General features: G+C 59.2%; 16 protein-coding genes. 6 read left to right on the plus strand and 10 right to left on the minus strand.

Translation table 11 applies throughout. The features are described 5' to 3' along the window. Positions 1-20: 20 nt before the first annotated feature. The 5 genes from ACKFRX_RS02295 (at position 21) to tuf (ending at position 5,686) form a co-directional block, all read left to right on the plus strand. Positions 21-572, plus strand: coding sequence for a hypothetical protein (locus tag ACKFRX_RS02295; protein ID WP_150850536.1), 552 nt, complete (start codon positions 21-23; stop codon positions 570-572). Positions 573-805: 233 nt separating this feature from the next. Continuing rightward, entirely contained in the window at positions 806-1,177 is a 372-nt protein-coding gene (rpsL, locus tag ACKFRX_RS02300) for a 30S ribosomal protein S12 (RefSeq protein ID WP_005322866.1), read from the plus strand. Between the two features lie 6 nt (positions 1,178-1,183). After that, complete coding sequence (gene rpsG, locus ACKFRX_RS02305) at positions 1,184-1,651, plus strand: 30S ribosomal protein S7 (RefSeq protein WP_005322865.1); 468 nt, start codon at positions 1,184-1,186, stop codon at positions 1,649-1,651. A gap of 322 nt (positions 1,652-1,973) precedes the next feature. Beyond that, positions 1,974-4,103 (plus strand): elongation factor G, encoded by a 2,130-nt coding sequence (gene fusA, locus ACKFRX_RS02310; protein WP_269954323.1) that lies wholly within the window; start codon positions 1,974-1,976, stop codon positions 4,101-4,103. 392 nt (positions 4,104-4,495) lie between these two features. Next, positions 4,496-5,686: an elongation factor Tu gene (gene tuf, locus ACKFRX_RS02315; RefSeq protein WP_408928045.1), complete on the plus strand. Its 1,191-nt coding sequence runs from the start codon at positions 4,496-4,498 to the stop codon at positions 5,684-5,686. Positions 5,687-5,908: 222 nt separating this feature from the next. On the opposite strand, the gene ACKFRX_RS02320 is transcribed toward tuf, so the two are convergent. From ACKFRX_RS02320 to ACKFRX_RS02335, 4 genes are all read right to left on the minus strand, one after another. Beyond that, a complete protein-coding gene (locus ACKFRX_RS02320) occupies positions 5,909-7,603 on the minus strand; it encodes an ABC transporter family substrate-binding protein (RefSeq protein WP_005322862.1) in 1,695 nt (564 codons plus the stop codon). A gap of 111 nt (positions 7,604-7,714) precedes the next feature. Then, the gene (locus ACKFRX_RS02325; protein WP_005322861.1) at positions 7,715-9,619 is read right to left on the minus strand and encodes an ABC transporter ATP-binding protein; all 1,905 of its coding nucleotides are present in this window, start codon (positions 9,617-9,619) and stop codon (positions 7,715-7,717) included. Beyond that, positions 9,616-10,608 (minus strand): ABC transporter permease, encoded by a 993-nt coding sequence (locus ACKFRX_RS02330; RefSeq protein ID WP_200436207.1) that lies wholly within the window; start codon positions 10,606-10,608, stop codon positions 9,616-9,618. Before ACKFRX_RS02330 ends, ACKFRX_RS02325 begins: the two co-directional genes overlap by 4 nt. Beyond that, on the minus strand, positions 10,609-11,592 hold the full coding sequence (locus ACKFRX_RS02335) for an ABC transporter permease (RefSeq protein WP_408928046.1): 984 nt from the start codon (positions 11,590-11,592) through the stop codon (positions 10,609-10,611). Between the two features lie 331 nt (positions 11,593-11,923). Between ACKFRX_RS02335 and ACKFRX_RS02340 the strand changes: the two genes are divergently transcribed. Then, entirely contained in the window at positions 11,924-12,622 is a 699-nt protein-coding gene (locus ACKFRX_RS02340) for a hypothetical protein (RefSeq protein ID WP_250409607.1), read from the plus strand. Here ACKFRX_RS02340 and amaP read toward each other — a convergent pair. Genes amaP through ACKFRX_RS02370 form a run of 6 tightly spaced genes read right to left on the minus strand, consistent with a single transcriptional unit; the run spans position 12,611 to position 15,732 of the window. After that, positions 12,611-13,186, minus strand: coding sequence for an alkaline shock response membrane anchor protein AmaP (gene amaP, locus ACKFRX_RS02345; RefSeq protein WP_150850533.1), 576 nt, complete (start codon positions 13,184-13,186; stop codon positions 12,611-12,613). The genes ACKFRX_RS02340 and amaP overlap by 12 nt on opposite strands. Continuing rightward, positions 13,179-13,745, minus strand: a complete 567-nt coding sequence (locus ACKFRX_RS02350) for a DUF6286 domain-containing protein (RefSeq protein WP_150850532.1) — start codon at positions 13,743-13,745, stop codon at positions 13,179-13,181. The genes amaP and ACKFRX_RS02350 overlap by 8 nt, the downstream gene beginning before the upstream one ends. Beyond that, positions 13,738-14,703 carry an Asp23/Gls24 family envelope stress response protein gene (locus ACKFRX_RS02355; protein WP_200436208.1) on the minus strand — a complete coding sequence of 322 codons (966 nt, stop codon included), beginning with the start codon at positions 14,701-14,703 and terminating at the stop codon, positions 13,738-13,740. The genes ACKFRX_RS02350 and ACKFRX_RS02355 overlap by 8 nt, the downstream gene beginning before the upstream one ends. Next, complete coding sequence (locus ACKFRX_RS02360; RefSeq protein ID WP_005322852.1) at positions 14,703-14,897, minus strand: hypothetical protein; 195 nt, start codon at positions 14,895-14,897, stop codon at positions 14,703-14,705. Before ACKFRX_RS02360 ends, ACKFRX_RS02355 begins: the two co-directional genes overlap by 1 nt. 2 nt (positions 14,898-14,899) lie before the next feature. Next, the gene (locus tag ACKFRX_RS02365; protein WP_005322850.1) at positions 14,900-15,247 is read right to left on the minus strand and encodes a hypothetical protein; all 348 of its coding nucleotides are present in this window, start codon (positions 15,245-15,247) and stop codon (positions 14,900-14,902) included. A gap of 5 nt (positions 15,248-15,252) precedes the next feature. Next, positions 15,253-15,732, minus strand: coding sequence for an Asp23/Gls24 family envelope stress response protein (locus ACKFRX_RS02370; RefSeq protein ID WP_005322849.1), 480 nt, complete (start codon positions 15,730-15,732; stop codon positions 15,253-15,255). Positions 15,733-16,361 lie beyond the last annotated feature (629 nt).

Below are 16,361 nucleotides of genomic sequence, written 5' to 3' on the forward strand. Positions count from 1 at the left end.
AAAGCAGTGATTGAGCGACCATGGACTTTGATAGCCAACAAGAGCGACTTTTAGAGGACATCGTCAAGCTGGCCGCAGCCAGAAAGCGCGCCTTCAAGCCGGTGACCGTGCTTATCGACGGCCCCTCGGGCGCCGGCAAAACCTGGACCTCTGCCGCGCTGGCCGAGCGCACCAATTGGCGGGTGGTGCACCTCGATGAGTTTTACCCCGGCTGGCACGGCCTGGATAAGGGCTCGGACATGGTGGCCGAGCAGGTATTGCGCACCATGAACCCCGGCTACTGGCGCTGGGACTGGGAAGCAGGTGCCCCGGGGGACTGGGCCAGCCTGGATGTGCGCGATGATCTCATCGTGGAAGGCGTGGGCTCGGTAACCGCCGCCAATATTGCCGCGGCCAAGGAGAGGGGCGCGGTAGTAAGCGTGCTTATCGACGGCCCCCGTGACCAACGCCGCGAACGCGCCATCGCCCGCGAGCCTGGCTACGAGCCGTGGTTTGAAACGTGGGAAGAACAGGAAAAGAACTACTTTGCCACCAAGGCCGCCGAGGCGGACCTGGTCTGGGAATGGTCCTAGCAGCAGGAAGGCGCCGATCGCGTTTTGTATAAAGCGCGGTCGGTTTGCTACTCTAAACGTCAGTTCACTATGCGTGCCTTTCTAGGCGCGCGGTGAAGAGTCTGATCCTTTACAAAGCACCGGCTTTGGGAAGAGTTCTGGACATGCGGCAGCGCCCCGGGAAAGAGCGCCTATTTTTGCATGTTTGGTTCCTTTCCTTTGGCTACGGTGCGATTCGACAGAAAGACTGTTAAATGCCAACTATTCAGCAGCTGGTCCGCAAGGGCCGCCACGATAAGCGTAAAGAGGTTTCCACCGCTGCGCTGAAGGGTTCCCCGCAGCGTCGCGGCGTGTGTACCCGCGTGTACACCACCACTCCTAAGAAGCCGAACTCCGCACTGCGTAAGGTTGCTCGTGTTCGCCTGACCACCGGTATTGAGGTTTCCGCCTACATTCCGGGTGAGGGCCACAACCTGCAGGAGCACTCCATGGTCCTCGTTCGCGGCGGCCGTGTGAAGGACCTTCCTGGTGTTCGTTACAAGATCATCCGCGGCGCTCTGGATACCCAGGGTGTCAAGGACCGTAAGCAGGCACGTTCCCGTTACGGCGCAAAGAAGGGACAGTAATAAACAATGCGTAAGAATGCTGCTCCGAAGCGTCCTGTAGTCAAGGACCCGGTATACAACTCCGAGCAGGTAACCATGCTCGTCAACAAGATCCTCCAGGACGGCAAGAAGTCCACCGCAGAGCGCATCGTCTACGGCGCTCTCGAGGCTTGCCGTGAGAAGACCGGTACCGATCCGGTTGGCACCCTGGAGAAGGCACTGGGCAACATCCGCCCAGACCTCGAGGTTCGCTCCCGCCGTGTCGGTGGCGCTACCTACCAGGTGCCGGTTGAGGTTCGCCCTGACCGCGCTAACACCCTGGCACTGCGCTGGATGGTGACCTTCACCCGCCAGCGTCGCGAGAACTCCATGATCGAGCGTCTCGCAAATGAGATCCTGGATGCCTCCAACGGCCTCGGCGCTTCCGTTAAGCGTCGTGAGGATACTCACAAGATGGCAGAGGCCAACCGCGCCTTCGCCCACTACCGCTGGTAATTTCAGCACCCACATCAATGGCCCAAGCAACGAGAAACAAGTTTCGCGCTGGCTGTCGGCAGTTTTCCCGCCGCGGCAACACAAAACTCCATATCTCTTGCTTGGGTCATTTTTTGCCCTAATGGGTGTGATTTCTGGGCGGTATGCCCGCCCAGTCCAGCGACATCGTGGAGTGTCCAGTACACTGAAGCGATGGAAGTCTAGGCGCATGCGTGCACCTAGGACGGCCAATAGTGGCAAAAATTAAAAGACCTTATCCATGCAGGCGTCATAGCCAGAAACCTGGTCACGGCGTCGACGACTATTAAGTTGGGGTATAAACGTGGCACAAGAAGTGCTTAAGGACCTGAACAAGGTCCGCAACATCGGCATCATGGCCCACATCGATGCTGGTAAGACGACGACCACCGAGCGTATTCTCTTCTACACCGGTATCAACCGTAAGGTGGGCGAGACCCACGACGGTGCTTCCACCACTGACTGGATGGCACAGGAGAAGGAACGCGGCATCACCATTACCTCCGCTGCCGTGACCTGTTTCTGGGACAACAACCAGATCAACATCATCGACACCCCGGGTCACGTTGACTTCACCATTGAGGTCGAGCGCTCCCTGCGTGTTCTCGATGGCGCTGTTGCTGTCTTCGACGGTAAGGAAGGCGTTGAGCCGCAGTCCGAGCAGGTGTGGCGTCAGGCTGCTAAGTACGACGTTCCGCGTATCTGCTTCGTCAACAAGATGGACAAGCTGGGCGCTGACTTCTACTTCACCGTTCAGACCATCATTGACCGCCTGGGCGCTAAGCCATTGGTTATGCAGCTGCCTATCGGCGCTGAGGATGACTTCGACGGCGTTGTCGACCTGCTGAATATGCAGGCCATCACCTGGCGTGGCAAGGTCGAGACCGGTGCTGAGCCTACCTACGAGGAAATCCCAGAGGACCTCAAGGACAAGGCTGCAGAGTACCGCGAGAAGCTGGTTGAGACCGTTGCTGAGTCCGACGAAGAGCTCATGGAGAAGTACTTCGGCGGCGAGGAGCTGACCATTGAGGAGCTCAAGGCCGGCATCCGCAAACTGACCATCAACACCGAGGTTTACCCGGTTTACTGCGGTACCGCATACCGCAACAAGGGCGTCCAGCCGCTTCTCGACGCTGTCGTTGACTTCCTCCCGAACCCACTCGATGTTGGCGAGGTTGTCGGCCACGCTGTCGGCGACGAGGATGAGCAGGTTACGCGTAAGCCTTCCGTTGAGTCCCCGTTCTCTGCACTGTCCTTCAAGGTTGCTGCACACCCGTTCTTCGGGCAGCTCAACTTCGTCCGCGTTTACTCTGGTCAGGTTCTGCCGGGCACCGAGGTTATGAACTCCACCAAGGGTAAGAAGGAGCGCATCGGCAAGCTGTTCCAGATGCACGCCAACAAGGAGAACCCTGTTGAGCAGGCTGACGCAGGTAACATCTACGCGGTTATCGGCCTGAAGGAAACCACCACCGGTGACACCCTGTGTGACAAGGATGACCAGATCATCCTCGAGTCCATGGACTTCCCGGATCCAGTTATTAAGGTTTCCATTGAGCCAAAGACCAAGGCTGACCAGGAGAAGCTGGGTACCGCTATCCAGAAGCTCGCTGCTGAGGACCCAACCTTCACCGTTGAATTGGATGAAGAGACCGGCCAGACCGTTATCGGCGGCATGGGCGAGCTCCACCTCGACGTTATGGTTGACCGCATGAAGCGCGAATTCAAGGTCGAGGCAAATATCGGTAACCCGCAGGTTGCCTACCGTGAGACCATCCGCAAGAAGGTTGAGTCCATGGAATACACCCACAAGAAGCAGACCGGTGGTTCCGGTCAGTTCGCAAAGGTTATCTGCACCATCGAGCCGTACAACCCGGACCCAGAGACCCTGGAAGAGGGCGAGTCCGCAACCTACGCATTCGAGAATGCCGTTACCGGTGGCCGCGTTCCGAAGGAATACATTCCTTCCGTCGACGCTGGTATCCAGGACGCTATGCAGTACGGCTACCTGGCAGGCTTCCCGATGGTCAACATCAAGGCCACCCTGGAAGACGGCGCTTACCACGACGTCGACTCCTCCGAGATGGCCTTCAAGCTGGCCGGCTCCCAGGTCTTCAAGGAAGCAATGGCCAAGGCTAAGCCGGTTCTGCTCGAGCCGATGATGGCCGTTGAGGTTGTTACCCCTGAGGAGTACATGGGTACCGTTAACGGTGACATCTCCTCCCGCCGTGGCCAGGTCTTCGCTATGGAAGACCGCTCCGGTGCGAAGGTTGTTAAGGCTAAGGTGCCGCTGTCCGAGATGTTCGGTTACATCGGTGACCTGCGTTCTTCCACCGCAGGCCGCGCAAACTTCACCATGGTCTTCGATTCCTACGCAGAGGTTCCTTCCTCCGTGGCACAGGAGATCATCGAGGAGCGCACCGGCGGCGCTAACTAAGCGCTAGCCCCGTCTCCTCCGCGGTTTAGTCGGGCTGGTACTCTTCGCCAGTAGATGCCAGACCCGCCGCGGGGCGGGACAACTGGGCCAGGGTAGCGGCGGGCTGAGTTTGCAGCTTAGGCTTCTAAGTTGTGAGTTGAGCCGGCCGTTACCCTCCCAGGATCCTTTTCAAAAGATTCTTGTCGAGGGAAATGGCCGCGATTTTTCGCGGGGTTACCTCCTATAACGGCGGTTTGAAAAAACCGCGACATAAATCTAGGATCGTGTAACTGGCACGTAAAGAAAGCGTCATTAGCGCTTTGCCCCACATACTGTGGGTCGGGTGCCAATGACAACTGTCAACCACGTGGCTGCGAAGGTCGTAGCCACCATATAGTCCAGGAGGACATACAGTGGCAAAGGAGAAGTTCGAGCGTACGAAGCCGCATGTGAACATCGGCACCATCGGACACGTCGACCACGGCAAGACCACCACCACCGCAGCGATCACCAAGGTTCTGGCTGACCAGTACCCTGAGGAGAACCAGGCATTCGCGTTCGACATGATCGACAAGGCTCCTGAGGAGAAGGAGCGCGGTATTACCATCAACATCTCCCACGTTGAGTACTCCACCCCGAAGCGCCACTACGCACACGTTGACGCTCCGGGCCACGCCGACTACATCAAGAACATGATTACCGGCGCTGCTCAGATGGACGGCGCTATCCTGGTTGTTGCTGCAACCGATGGCCCGATGCCGCAGACCCGCGAGCACGTTCTGCTCGCTCGCCAGGTTGGCGTTCCTTACATCCTCGTTGCACTGAACAAGTGCGACATGGTTGATGATGAGGAAATCATCGAGCTCGTTGAGATGGAGATCCGTGAGCTGCTCGCAGAGCAGGACTACGATGAGGAAGCTCCTATCGTTCACATCTCCGCTCTGAAGGCCCTCGAGGGCGACGACAAGTGGGTACAGTCCGTCGTTGACCTGATGGAAGCTTGCGACAACGCTATTCCGGATCCGGAGCGCGCTACCGACCAGCCGTTCCTGATGCCTATCGAGGACATCTTCACCATTACCGGCCGCGGTACCGTTGTTACCGGCCGTGTTGAGCGTGGCCGTCTGAACGTCAACGAGGACGTTGAGATCATCGGTATCCAGGAGAAGTCCCAGACCACCACCGTTACCGGTATCGAGATGTTCCGCAAGATGATGGACTACACCGAGGCTGGCGACAACTGTGGTCTGCTTCTGCGTGGTACCAAGCGTGAGGACGTTGAGCGTGGCCAGGTTGTTATCAAGCCGGGCGCTTACACCCCGCACACCAAGTTCGAGGGTTCCGTCTACGTCCTGAAGAAGGAAGAGGGCGGCCGCCACACCCCGTTCATGAACAACTACCGTCCGCAGTTCTACTTCCGTACCACGGACGTTACCGGTGTTGTTCACCTGCCAGAGGGCACCGAGATGGTTATGCCTGGCGACAACGTTGAGATGTCCGTTGAGCTCATCCAGCCGGTCGCTATGGACGAGGGCCTGCGCTTCGCTATCCGCGAGGGCTCCCGCACCGTCGGCGCTGGCCGCGTTACCAAGGTTATCGAGTAATCGATACCCCGTAACCGCTCAGTAGAGCTTTAAAGAGTCCGCTCCACCTTCGGGTGGGGCGGATTTTTTGATCCCTGGCCACCGAAGCTGCGCGCGGAGTAACGGTTTGTAGTTGATGCCGTATGCGTGGACTTTTCGGGGAAAATGAAGCCTCCCGCGGCATCGCCTGTTCGGAGTGCCGCGGGTGGCTTGAGCGTAGTGCGCTAGAGGCTTATAGTGCTGTTACTTCTCCCAGCCGATGTCTTCCTTGGGGAGGATGGCGAAGCCGTTAGCGCCGAAGTTGGCCAGGCCCTTCTTCACGCCGACCATCTGTGGGCCGTTGGCAAAGGGGAGGATGCCGTAGTGACCGAAGGCCTCCGACTCGAGTTCATTGACGCGGTCAATCTGCTCGTCCTTGGTTGGCAGGTTCTGCAGCTCCTCAATCTTCTTATCGAATTCCTTGGTGCCGGTGCTCGACATGTTCAGCGTGGAATCGCTGGCGTAGGTCTGGCCAAAGTATGCGACGCCAAACGGGTCAGAGGAGGTAAACGCGGAAAGGAAGAGGTCGAAATCTCGCTCCGAGGTTACCTTGGAGAACTCGGACGAAGGGCGCTCTTCAATCTTGAGGTCAACGCCGACGTCCTTGAGCATCTTTTGCACCGCCGCGGCGAGGGACTTCGACACTTCATCGTCACCGATGAGGATGTAGCGCAGTGAGAGCTTCTCGCCGTCCTTAGCGTAGATACCATCATCGCCTTGCTGATAGCCGGCGTCCTCTAGCAGCTTCTTGGACTCCTCAGGATCGAACTTGATGACGTCCTTGATGTTGTCCTTGTAGCCCTCCTGGGTGGAATAGAGGGTAAGGGATCCCGGCATTTCCTCTTCGTAGCCCAGGCCGTTATAGCGGATTTCGGCCAGCTGATCGCGGTCGATGGCGGAGAAGACGGCGTGGCGCACGTCCTCATCCTTGAGCTGTGGCGCCTTGGAATTGAGGGTGAAGATGACGTTGGCGGGGCGCAGTGCGGCACGGATGTCGATGTCATCGCCCATCTCGCCGGCAATGGTGAGGCTGTTCTTATCGGCCACACCGGCGGCGTCGATTTCGCCGGCTTGGAAGGCGTTGATGGTGGCCTGGGATTCCATGACGCGGAAGCTTACCTTCTTCATCTTTGGCTTATCGCCCCACCACTTTTCGTTGGGCACGAGGCTGAGGGTGCCCCCCTTGAAGTCCACGTTGTCGACCTTGAATGGGCCAGCGCCGTATTGCGGGTTCAGCTTGCCCAGGTAGGCCTTGTCAAACTTCTCTGGGCTATCAATAGCGGGGTGGAGCAGTTGATTGAAGAGACCCTGCCACCACGGGTAGGGGCCGTCGAAAGTGACAACGACGTCCTTGTCGGTAGCTCCCTTTTCCACGGAGGTGATGCGCTCGTAGCCGTCGGTGGAGTTTACCTGGACGTCCTCGTCCTTGCCGTTGTTAAAACGCCAGGTATTCTCAAAGGCCTTCCAATCGATGGGCGTGCCGTCGTTGAAGGTGGCGTCCTTGTTGATCTTGTAGGTGACGACGGTGTTCTTGCCCTTCTTGTCTTCTTTGGCCTCGTCGATGTAGTCGGGGTTTGGGGTGTAGTTTCCCTCGCCGTCGTACAGCGCAAGCTGTGGGTTGTACCAGCCCCAGACCTTGCGGGTATCGGCGGTCATGTTGGCGTGGAACATGTTTTGCTGCTCAGTGAGTTCATCGAGAGCGAGGGTGAGTTCGCCGTCGTCCTTGAGTTCGTCGCGGGACTTTTCGTTGTAGTCGCCAGCCGGATTAACCTCGATGTCGAGGCCGCCGACTGCCTTGGTGGAGTCGCCGTCCGAGTTGGCGGCGCAGCCGGTGAGGGCGAGGGCTGCGGCGGAGAGGGTAGCTACGGTAGCAATCCGGAAGCGAGTGAACTTTTTCATGGTGGGGTTTCTCCTTGAGTGAGAGGAAGGTGAAGGTTGCGGTAGCGGGGTAAGCTGCCACAGCACTTCAGGTGTGAGGTTAACTATATATAACGCGCGCTGTGTGGTGTGTCACTTTTGGGAAATTGGTGAGGCTTGTGCCGGGCCGGGCTTGCGTCGCCTGCGGGCAGCCTCCGGATCCGGAATCGGAATGGCATCCAGGAGCTTCTTGGTGTAGTCCGCTTGAGGGTTCTCGAAGATCTCATCGGTTGGCCCAGACTCCACAAACTGCCCCTTGTACATGACGGCCACCCGGTCTGAAAGGTGGCGCACCACGGACAGGTCATGGGCGACGAAAAGGTAGGACAGGCCCAGCTTTCGCTTGAGGTCCTCCAAGAGGTTGATGACGCCGGCCTGGATGGAGACGTCGAGTGCGGAGACGGGCTCATCCAGCACTAAGACCGAGGGGTTGGTGGCCAGCGCGCGGGCGAGGCCGATGCGCTGGCGCTGTCCGCCGGAAAAGTGGCTGGGGAAGCGATCCAGCTGGGAGGAGTCCAAGCCGACAAGGCCCATGAGCTCGTTCACGCGGGCATCCACGTCGCCGTCATAGCCTAGGGAGTTGAGTGGTTCGGCGATGACCTCGCGCACGGTCAGGCGCGGGTTGAGGGAGCTCATCGGGTCCTGGAAGACAATTTGAATGTCCTTGCGGGCCTCGCGGCGCTCGGAATTGCTCATCCCGGCCGCGTCCTTCCCGTTGAGCACGACTGCGCCATTTTCGGGCTTTAAGTCCATGATTTCTAGCAGGGTGGTGGTCTTGCCGCAGCCGGATTCGCCCACGATGGCCATGCATTCGCCCTTGCGAATATCAAAAGTAAGGCCGTCCACTGCCTTGACCGTGCCCACGCGGCGCTTGACCAGCGCGCCCTTGGTAAGTGGGAATTCCTTGCGCAGGTCCGTGACCTCCAAGGTGGTGGGACGCTCCTCGCGGGGGATACCGGCCATGACGTCCTCCGCGAGCTGCGGGGGCTTGAACATGAGCTCGCCGCCGATTTTGCGGTCGTGGATCTCGGGCGCGCGCAGGCAGGCACTCTGGTGTGTGGGGGCGTCGTCAAGCGGGATAAGCGGCGGCTCACCATCGGAGCAGGCGGGCTGCGCCACGGGGCAGCGCGGGGCAAACTGGCAGCGCTGCTTGAGGTCCACCAGCACCGGCGGGCTGCCCACGATGGGTGTGAGCGGCTCTTCTGCGGACACGTCCGGGCGGGGCGTAGAGCCGAGCAGGCCCACGGTATAGGGCATGCGGGGTTGGGAGAAGATGGTATCCACATCGCCGCGCTCCACGGGTCGGCCGGCGTACATGACCATGACATCATCGGCCGTTTCTGCCACCACGCCCATGTCATGGGTAATCATGATGGTGGCGGCGCCGGTTTCGCGCTGGGCGAGCTTAATGACCTCCAGAATCTGCGCCTGAATGGTCACATCCAGCGCGGTCGTGGGCTCATCGGCGATGAGTACGCGCGGATTATTGGCGATTGCGATGGCAATTACCACGCGCTGGCGCATGCCGCCCGAGAACTCGTGCGGGAAAGACTTCAGGCGCAGGTGCGGATCGGGGATGCCCACGAGATCGAGCAACTCCGTGGCCTCTTTGAGGGCCTGCTTCTTGCCGACGTCCCTATGGGCCTGAATTGCTTCCACCAACTGCGATCCAATATCGAAGACCGGGGTGAGCGCGGAGAGCGGATCCTGGAAGATCATGCCAATGCCGTTGCCTCGAATCTCGGACATCTGCTTATCGCTGAGACCGAGCAGCTCGCGGCCGTCGAACTTTACGGACCCGGTGATCTTCGCGTAGTCCGGCAGGAGCCCCATGATGGACATGGAGGTCACGGACTTACCGGAACCGGATTCGCCCACGATGCCGAGCGTGCGGCCAGGGTAGAGATCAAAATCTACGCCACGGACCGCGGAGACGGATCCGGCTTCGGACGGGAAGTTAACGCGCAGGTCTTTGACGGATAAGACGGGCGAGGTCATGCTTTACCTCCGGAATTCGAGTTGGGGTCGAGCGCATCGCGCAGGCCATCGCCAATGAAAGCCATGGACACGGTGAGCAAGGTCAGGGTTGCGGCAGGGAAGTAGAACAGCCACGGGGAGGATTGCACGGCGGCGGTGCCGCCCTGCAGGAGGGTGCCGAGGGAGACGTCGGGAAGCTTGACGCCCAACCCCAGGAAGGACAGGGCCGTCTCGGAGCCCACGGTGCCCACCACGCCGAAGACGAACTGGATGATGAGCAGCGAACCAATATTGGGAATGACGTGGCGCACGATGGTGCGCAGCTTGGATACACCCATGTAGCTCGCCGCGCGGACGTAGTCTTGCTCGCGCACAGTGAGCGCCAGCGACCAAATCACGCGGGCCTGGTACATCCAGCCAAAGAGGATGAGCACGACGATAAGCAGCTTCCAATCGCCGCCGGAATCCGCCACTACCAGTGCGATGAGCAGGAAGGTAGGGATGGAGAGCAGGAAGTGAATGACGGCCAGCACCGCCTTTTCGGCTACACCGCCCCACAAGGCTGCAGCGGATCCAATGAACGCGGAGATGACCAAGGTGGCTAGGGATACCACGATGGCGATGGTCAGGGACCTGCCTAAACCGTGAATGGTCTGGGCATAGAGGTCATTGCCGGTGTCATTCGTGCCAAACCAGTGCTCGGGGCTCGGCGGCTCCGATAGTGCAAGGAAGTCCGGCTCGGTGTAGTCCCACTTGGCAAAGAAGCCGCCAAAAAGCGCTGCAAAGACCAAGAAAGCCAAGATTATAAGGCCCAAGGTGGCCAGCTTATTGCGAAAGAAGCGGCGCAGGTAAAGTTTGTAGCGCGAGGTGCCACGCGGCATCTGCTCCAAGGTGGCTACCTGCTCGGCCTCGGCGGGGGAGAAGGGGTCTCCCGAAGTGACCTCGCTGTGTGCAGTGATCTCCCCGCGCGGTTCCTGCTTGAAATAGTTGCGGTCTTTAGATGGGGTCATTTAACTCACCCTCACTCGTGGATCAAGCGCGACGACAACCAGGTCCGCCAATACCGCGGAGATGGCCGTCATGGCGGCGCCAAAGGCAGCGACAGCCGCTGCACCGTTGACGTCGTTCTTGCTAATGGTCTCGATGAAGTACTGGCCCATGCCGTTCCAGCCAAAGATGCGCTCGGTCATCACCGCACCGGTGAAGATGCCGGGGATGGAAAAGGCCACCGAGGTTGCCACCGGGATGATGGAGGTGCGCAGTGCGTGCTTGCGAATCGCCTGTTGGCGGGTCAAGCCCTTAGCGCGGGCGGTGCGCACATAGTCCGCATCCAAGTTATCCAGCAGCAAGGTGCGCTGGGTCATGTGATAGCTGGCGTAGCTAATGAAGACCAATGAAATGGTGGGAAGAATCAAGTGCTGTGCGGAGTCCACCAGCTTGGGAAAGAAACCTTCCACGTCCAGCGAATGGGAGCCGACCACATAGAAAACCTTCTTGCCGCTGAGCTCGTTGATCTTGAGCGCGCCCCACACCACGGCGATGGATGCCACCACCACGTGGGTGTTCATCGCGACGATGGAAATGCCCTGCCAGATGCGGTCACCGGTCTTGTACTGGCGCGAAGCGGTGTAAACGCCCACGGCCACGCCGATGAGAATGGACAAAATGGTGGACAGTAGGAGCAGCTGCGCGGAAACCCAGATGCGGTAGCTAATTTCTGAATTCACCACTTCGCCCACCGGGGATTGGCCCCAGTCCCATTTGGTGAGGATATTGGTCAGCCAGGTCCACCAGCGTTGTACCAGCGGGGTATCGGGGCTGAGGTTATAGGGCTCGAGGAGGCTATTGATTTCCTCCGGTGAAAGCGGTGGGCGGCGGCCGGTGTAGTTGGACCGTGGGTCCAGGAAGCTGGCCGCCAAGAGATAGGCGAGGTTGGTAGCCAAAAAGATCATGAGTAACCAGCCCAAGGTCTTTTTGATCAGATATTTAGTCATAGAGATTCTCCGTGCGCGGTTAAGCAGGAAACGGGGTGCAAGGTGTATCCAACGAGCGAATCGTTGTATGTGACTAATCTAATAATCTGTTATCCAAAACACAATCAAATTAACCCCGTGACATAAATCCCCAATAATACGACAGGTATTACTGAACGTAGCTAGGGTGGAAAAATCTGCAATAAATACATTGTGAGCAGGCGATATGTGGCTCGAGATTGTTGAACACTTATAGTATTTATTTAATTGAATGAAATTAACTCGGGGGTGAAAATTTTCCTCTCGGCCCCGGCTGTCTGGCCGGCGCGGGTGCTGGGTAATCTTGGCGGATATGGATGACCCCACCCGCATCGATCCCACGCTTGAGTCCCTCCGCCGCGCCTGGGAGGGCCAGCCCGACCTCAGCCTTCCCACTTTCTTTGCCATGCTGGCTAATCAAGGCATTGGATGGGGTGCCACCGACGCCGAACTCGTTGCGGAATTGGAGCGCCAGGCGGACGTGCATCCGCCCTTGCTTCCCTTGGAGGGCGGCCGCATTGCGGCGGGGGAATGGCTCGTGCTTGCCGACGCCCCCACCTACCGCATCACCGCCACCCCTACCCACATCATCGTGCGCCGCCCTGACACCCAGCCCGTGGTGTGGGCCTATGAGTCCATTCGTCCCACGGGCCCTGGCCGCCCATTTACCATTCGGGATACCGAGGGCTTTGAACACCGCTTTGGCGTGGTCTCAAGTCTTATGCGGTTGAGTGCCGAGCGCCCAGACCTTAATGGCCTGAAGCGGCAGGATTTGGGTGATTTCGTCTTCGTCCTTCGCTTCGCAGCGGCCATCGGTGTGCTTGATCATGGGCTGCACCTATTCGCTAAGGAAAACCGCCGCGTAACTCGCCAGGACTACTCGTGGCAGCGCCTAGAAAAATGCCGCCCCGGCGAGGAACTGGAAGTGATCCTCGGGGGCGGCGAGTCGGCCCGCCTTGGGGCCGTTCAGGAAGTCTTGGTGGCGGAGACTCCGAACCCGCTATTCGGATAGGTCCTTCATCGGACCTACCTTGCTGAACTGCAGCTTGTAGATGGTGTCCAAATCGGCGTCAGGAAACGCTGCGCGGAAATCGCGCTCATTGGTTTCAACCGCACCGGTAAGGCGCTCCACCGGAGTGTCCGGATTTGCCGTCACCGTGTACTGCAGCGTGGGCCGCGCGCGGTCATAAGCCACGAGGCGCTCTACGTGATCTACGCCCTTGACTCCATCCAAATCTTGGGCCACGGCGCCGGCGATAGCGTTCATCGACGTCGTGATAGAGCCCTTGTCATCGGAAGAAGCGGACTCCACGTTATTAAAGCGGCGGTGGCGCAGGTTAGCCACCACAATCCACAACCCCAGAATAAGGAGCAGTGCGGAGCCACCGGCCAGCGCCCACACCCACCAGTCATTGTCCGCCAAGCTCTTCCACGTATCGTGGTCCACCCACAGGGCTAAGTATTTGGCAAATTCCACGTTGAAGTGGATCAAGATGGGCCACACGCCCAAAGCGATGAGGATGATTCCCAGCAGGCCCAGCAGAATGCGGTCAAAGGTAGCAAGTTTTCTAGACATTGTTATCCAACTCCGGAATCTTCTCTACAGCCACGGTGACCTGCGGCGGGTTCTTGAGATGAGCCAGGCAGCGCGTTACCGCCGTCTCTACCCGGCCTTGTAGCTCCGCATCGTCCGTATCGCCATTGACGGTGACCTTGGCCTTCTTGCTATCCGCGGAGGTCTGCGCCGAGGCCACGCCCGGAACCCGGCGAGCAGTAGCCGACGAGAGGCGGGCGATATCCACCGGTCGCATCCACATGGAGGCGGTGTCGGAGGCAAGTTGCATGTGCGTGGTGCGGCGCGTCTTCACTGCCGCGAAGAGGAAAATCAGGCCAACGACAATTGAGGCAACGCCGGCCCAGATCATCCAGGTCTGCAGCTCTTCAGTAGCAATGAGATTAAGTACCGGCTGTACCCAGGACTGGGCATCGGAGCCGGACCCTACCAGCCACGTCTCGCGCACGCCGACGACGCCCGCGGCGAGCAGTAGGAGCCCAAGGATTACGGCCCAAGTACGCGCCGCCGGAGAAGCCTTCGGCTGCTGCCCAAAGTGTTCAGGCATGTGCTGATCAGCCATTATTGCCTCCTTGTGGGCGATACGGGTTAATGGAAATGGCGCGCAACGGCTCGGGACGCGGCGCATTCACGTGCAACGGCCGAGGATTTGCCGGCGTGACCTCAATGCGCTTGAGCGGTTGCGGCCGCGGGGCCTTTACCGTGCGCGCAGGAGCAGACTTGGGAGCCTGTACACGGCGCGGAGACCACTCGTGGCGAATCTCAATCTCGCGCAGCGGCTGCGGACGAGGAGTTGTTACCTGAATCTTCCGTGCCAGTGGACGAACCTGCCCACTAGGGGCCAACCTGGCTGGGCGAGGCGCAGCCACGCTCTGCACGCGGACCGGCTTGGGCTCTCTGATCGGCCGCACCGTGTGGTCGTTCGGGGACGAAATCTCACGCAGCTGGTGGTCTGGAAGGTCAGCGGAAATGTTGCGTACCTCGGTCTCGCGCGGGGTATCCACGGACTGCACTGCGACGCCGGCGGCCGGCGCAGCGATGGTGCGCACCGGTGCCTCCTGCGGTGTGGCAATGCTGCGTACATTCACCGACTCTGCAGTGACCGGCTGCCATACCGGCGAGGGCTTGGTGTGCGGCGCAACGGCAGCAGCGACCTGGCGCTGCTCCACCTCTGCGGCAGTCACGCGCTCGCCCGGAACGGAACCGCCGACGGTGACATTGACGCGAGTTGTGGAATAACCGGTGTGCGCCGCGATGGCCTCCGAGATGGCGGCACGAGTATGCTCCGCCACCGTAGTAACCGGCGAGGGCCATACCACGCCGATAGTGGCGTTAACGGCCGCTACCTCACGCTCTGAGTCCATCTGGACCGAGACCCGTGGAAAACCGCGGCCGCCGATGCCCGCTAGCTTGGCCTCTATAGCCTTGGTGCCGGGCACGCTAGCAATCGCGGCGGTAACGATGCGTTCCATGGTCCGCAGCGAGATACGCGTGTGGCCCTGAGTGGAACTATCTGTCATTAACCTTGGCCTTTCTCCTTACCAATGAGGCCATTCCACACAGAAGTGAGATCGATACGGCCATCAAAGTGTGCTCCCACAATGCCGCCGATTGCGGCAAGGAGTACGGCGAGCAAAGTAGGACCCCAGCCTAGGTACAAAAAGAAGGCAAGAATAAGGCCGGAAATGATGCCCAAAGTGGTGTAATTCTTCATATCTATTCCTTCGATGGAGCAGCGGATAAGCCATCTACGGCGTCAGAAAACTCAACGTCAATGCGCTGCAGTTCGGGACAAGCCCCACGGGCGGCGGACCGAATATCTTCTGCCAAGGCATACAGGTCCGGCGCGGCGCTGATATCAACGCGAATGTTGATCTGCAGGTGGCGATCATCGCGCGGGTCGGGCCGCCGCATGCCGACGATGCGCTCGCCGGGGAGGTATAAACTCACCGAACCGAACGAACCGCCGTCGAGCGCGGCGACACCGCGTACCTTCCGGACTGCCTCTGCAATAGCGCGGGCGTGGCTTACCTCGAGCTCGAAACGTGCTCGGGGCTCAGGCATTGGGCTTAAGCCTGACCCTGGTTCAAAGCAGCCTGGTCTTCTGCCTCGGACTCATCCTTTGGCAGCTTTACGTCGTGAACAACAACGTTGACGCGCTCGACGCTCAGGCCGGTCATGCGCTCAACGGCATTCATGATGTTGCGGCGGATGGCCTCGGCGAGCTCGTGGATGGCCACGCCGTACTCAGCGGTGATGGCAATGTCGATGCGAGCGGTGCCGTCCGCTACCTCTACGTCCACACCCTGGCGGACGTCCTCAGAAGCACCGAAGGACTCGCGGATATTGCCGATCATGCGGGCTCCGCCGCCACCTAGGGCATCCACGCCGGAAACCTCGCGAGCAGCGATGCCGGCGATCTTGGAGACCACGACATCATCGATGGTGGTGGTGCCGTACTGGGTTTCCAGGTTGTTATTGACCTCGCGCTCCTCGGAAGCAGGAACCTGGTTGTCGGAGTTTTGTGCAGGGGTCTTGTTTTCAGACATGGGCGAGTGAGCCTTTCTCTATTGGGTGATGCATGAACGCGATATTCAACTATCTAGGCAGGACAAAGAGTCCACAGCCATTACCTCCGAGCTTAGATACTTCTCAGCCCAGTGTGGGGTGCGAGGCAACAAATTTTTCCAAAACGTGATTTTTGGCACGGTTTAATACGCGGCTTGAAAAACCGCAGCCCAACATGCTTAAATACAAAGGTTGCTTTAACAGGGCAGCGAGAACCGAGGTTCGGTGATGGCGGCGGACGTCGCCAAGCATGAGTCTCGGGGAGACGCTGAGCTGGTAAAGCGAACATGACACCTTCGTTGTCGCCATGGTTCAGGGAAACCTGAAGCATTGACTGGAAGGTCATCCAATCGGGCTAGGTCCGCGTTAGAGCAGTGACACCCCGAGAAGATGGACCGGAGAAGGGGCATGGCAAATAAACAGCGGCAGTAGACGAATTGGACACTCTCCACGTGTAATGCGTGAAAACCGTCCTCTTCACAATACTTTGACTACGGGTCTTGTACCCCGTCGAGAGCACTGCGTCCTGGCACTTGCCATGTACCGCAACTCTTGGTCGTCATGACAGTCAGACCACTGGCGTTGTGTCAGGCCCCAAGCCCGGACAACG

The sequence above is a fragment of the Corynebacterium tuberculostearicum genome (assembly GCF_046097465.1).
In the GTDB taxonomy this organism is placed as follows: Bacteria; Actinomycetota; Actinomycetes; order Mycobacteriales; family Mycobacteriaceae; genus Corynebacterium; species Corynebacterium tuberculostearicum_I.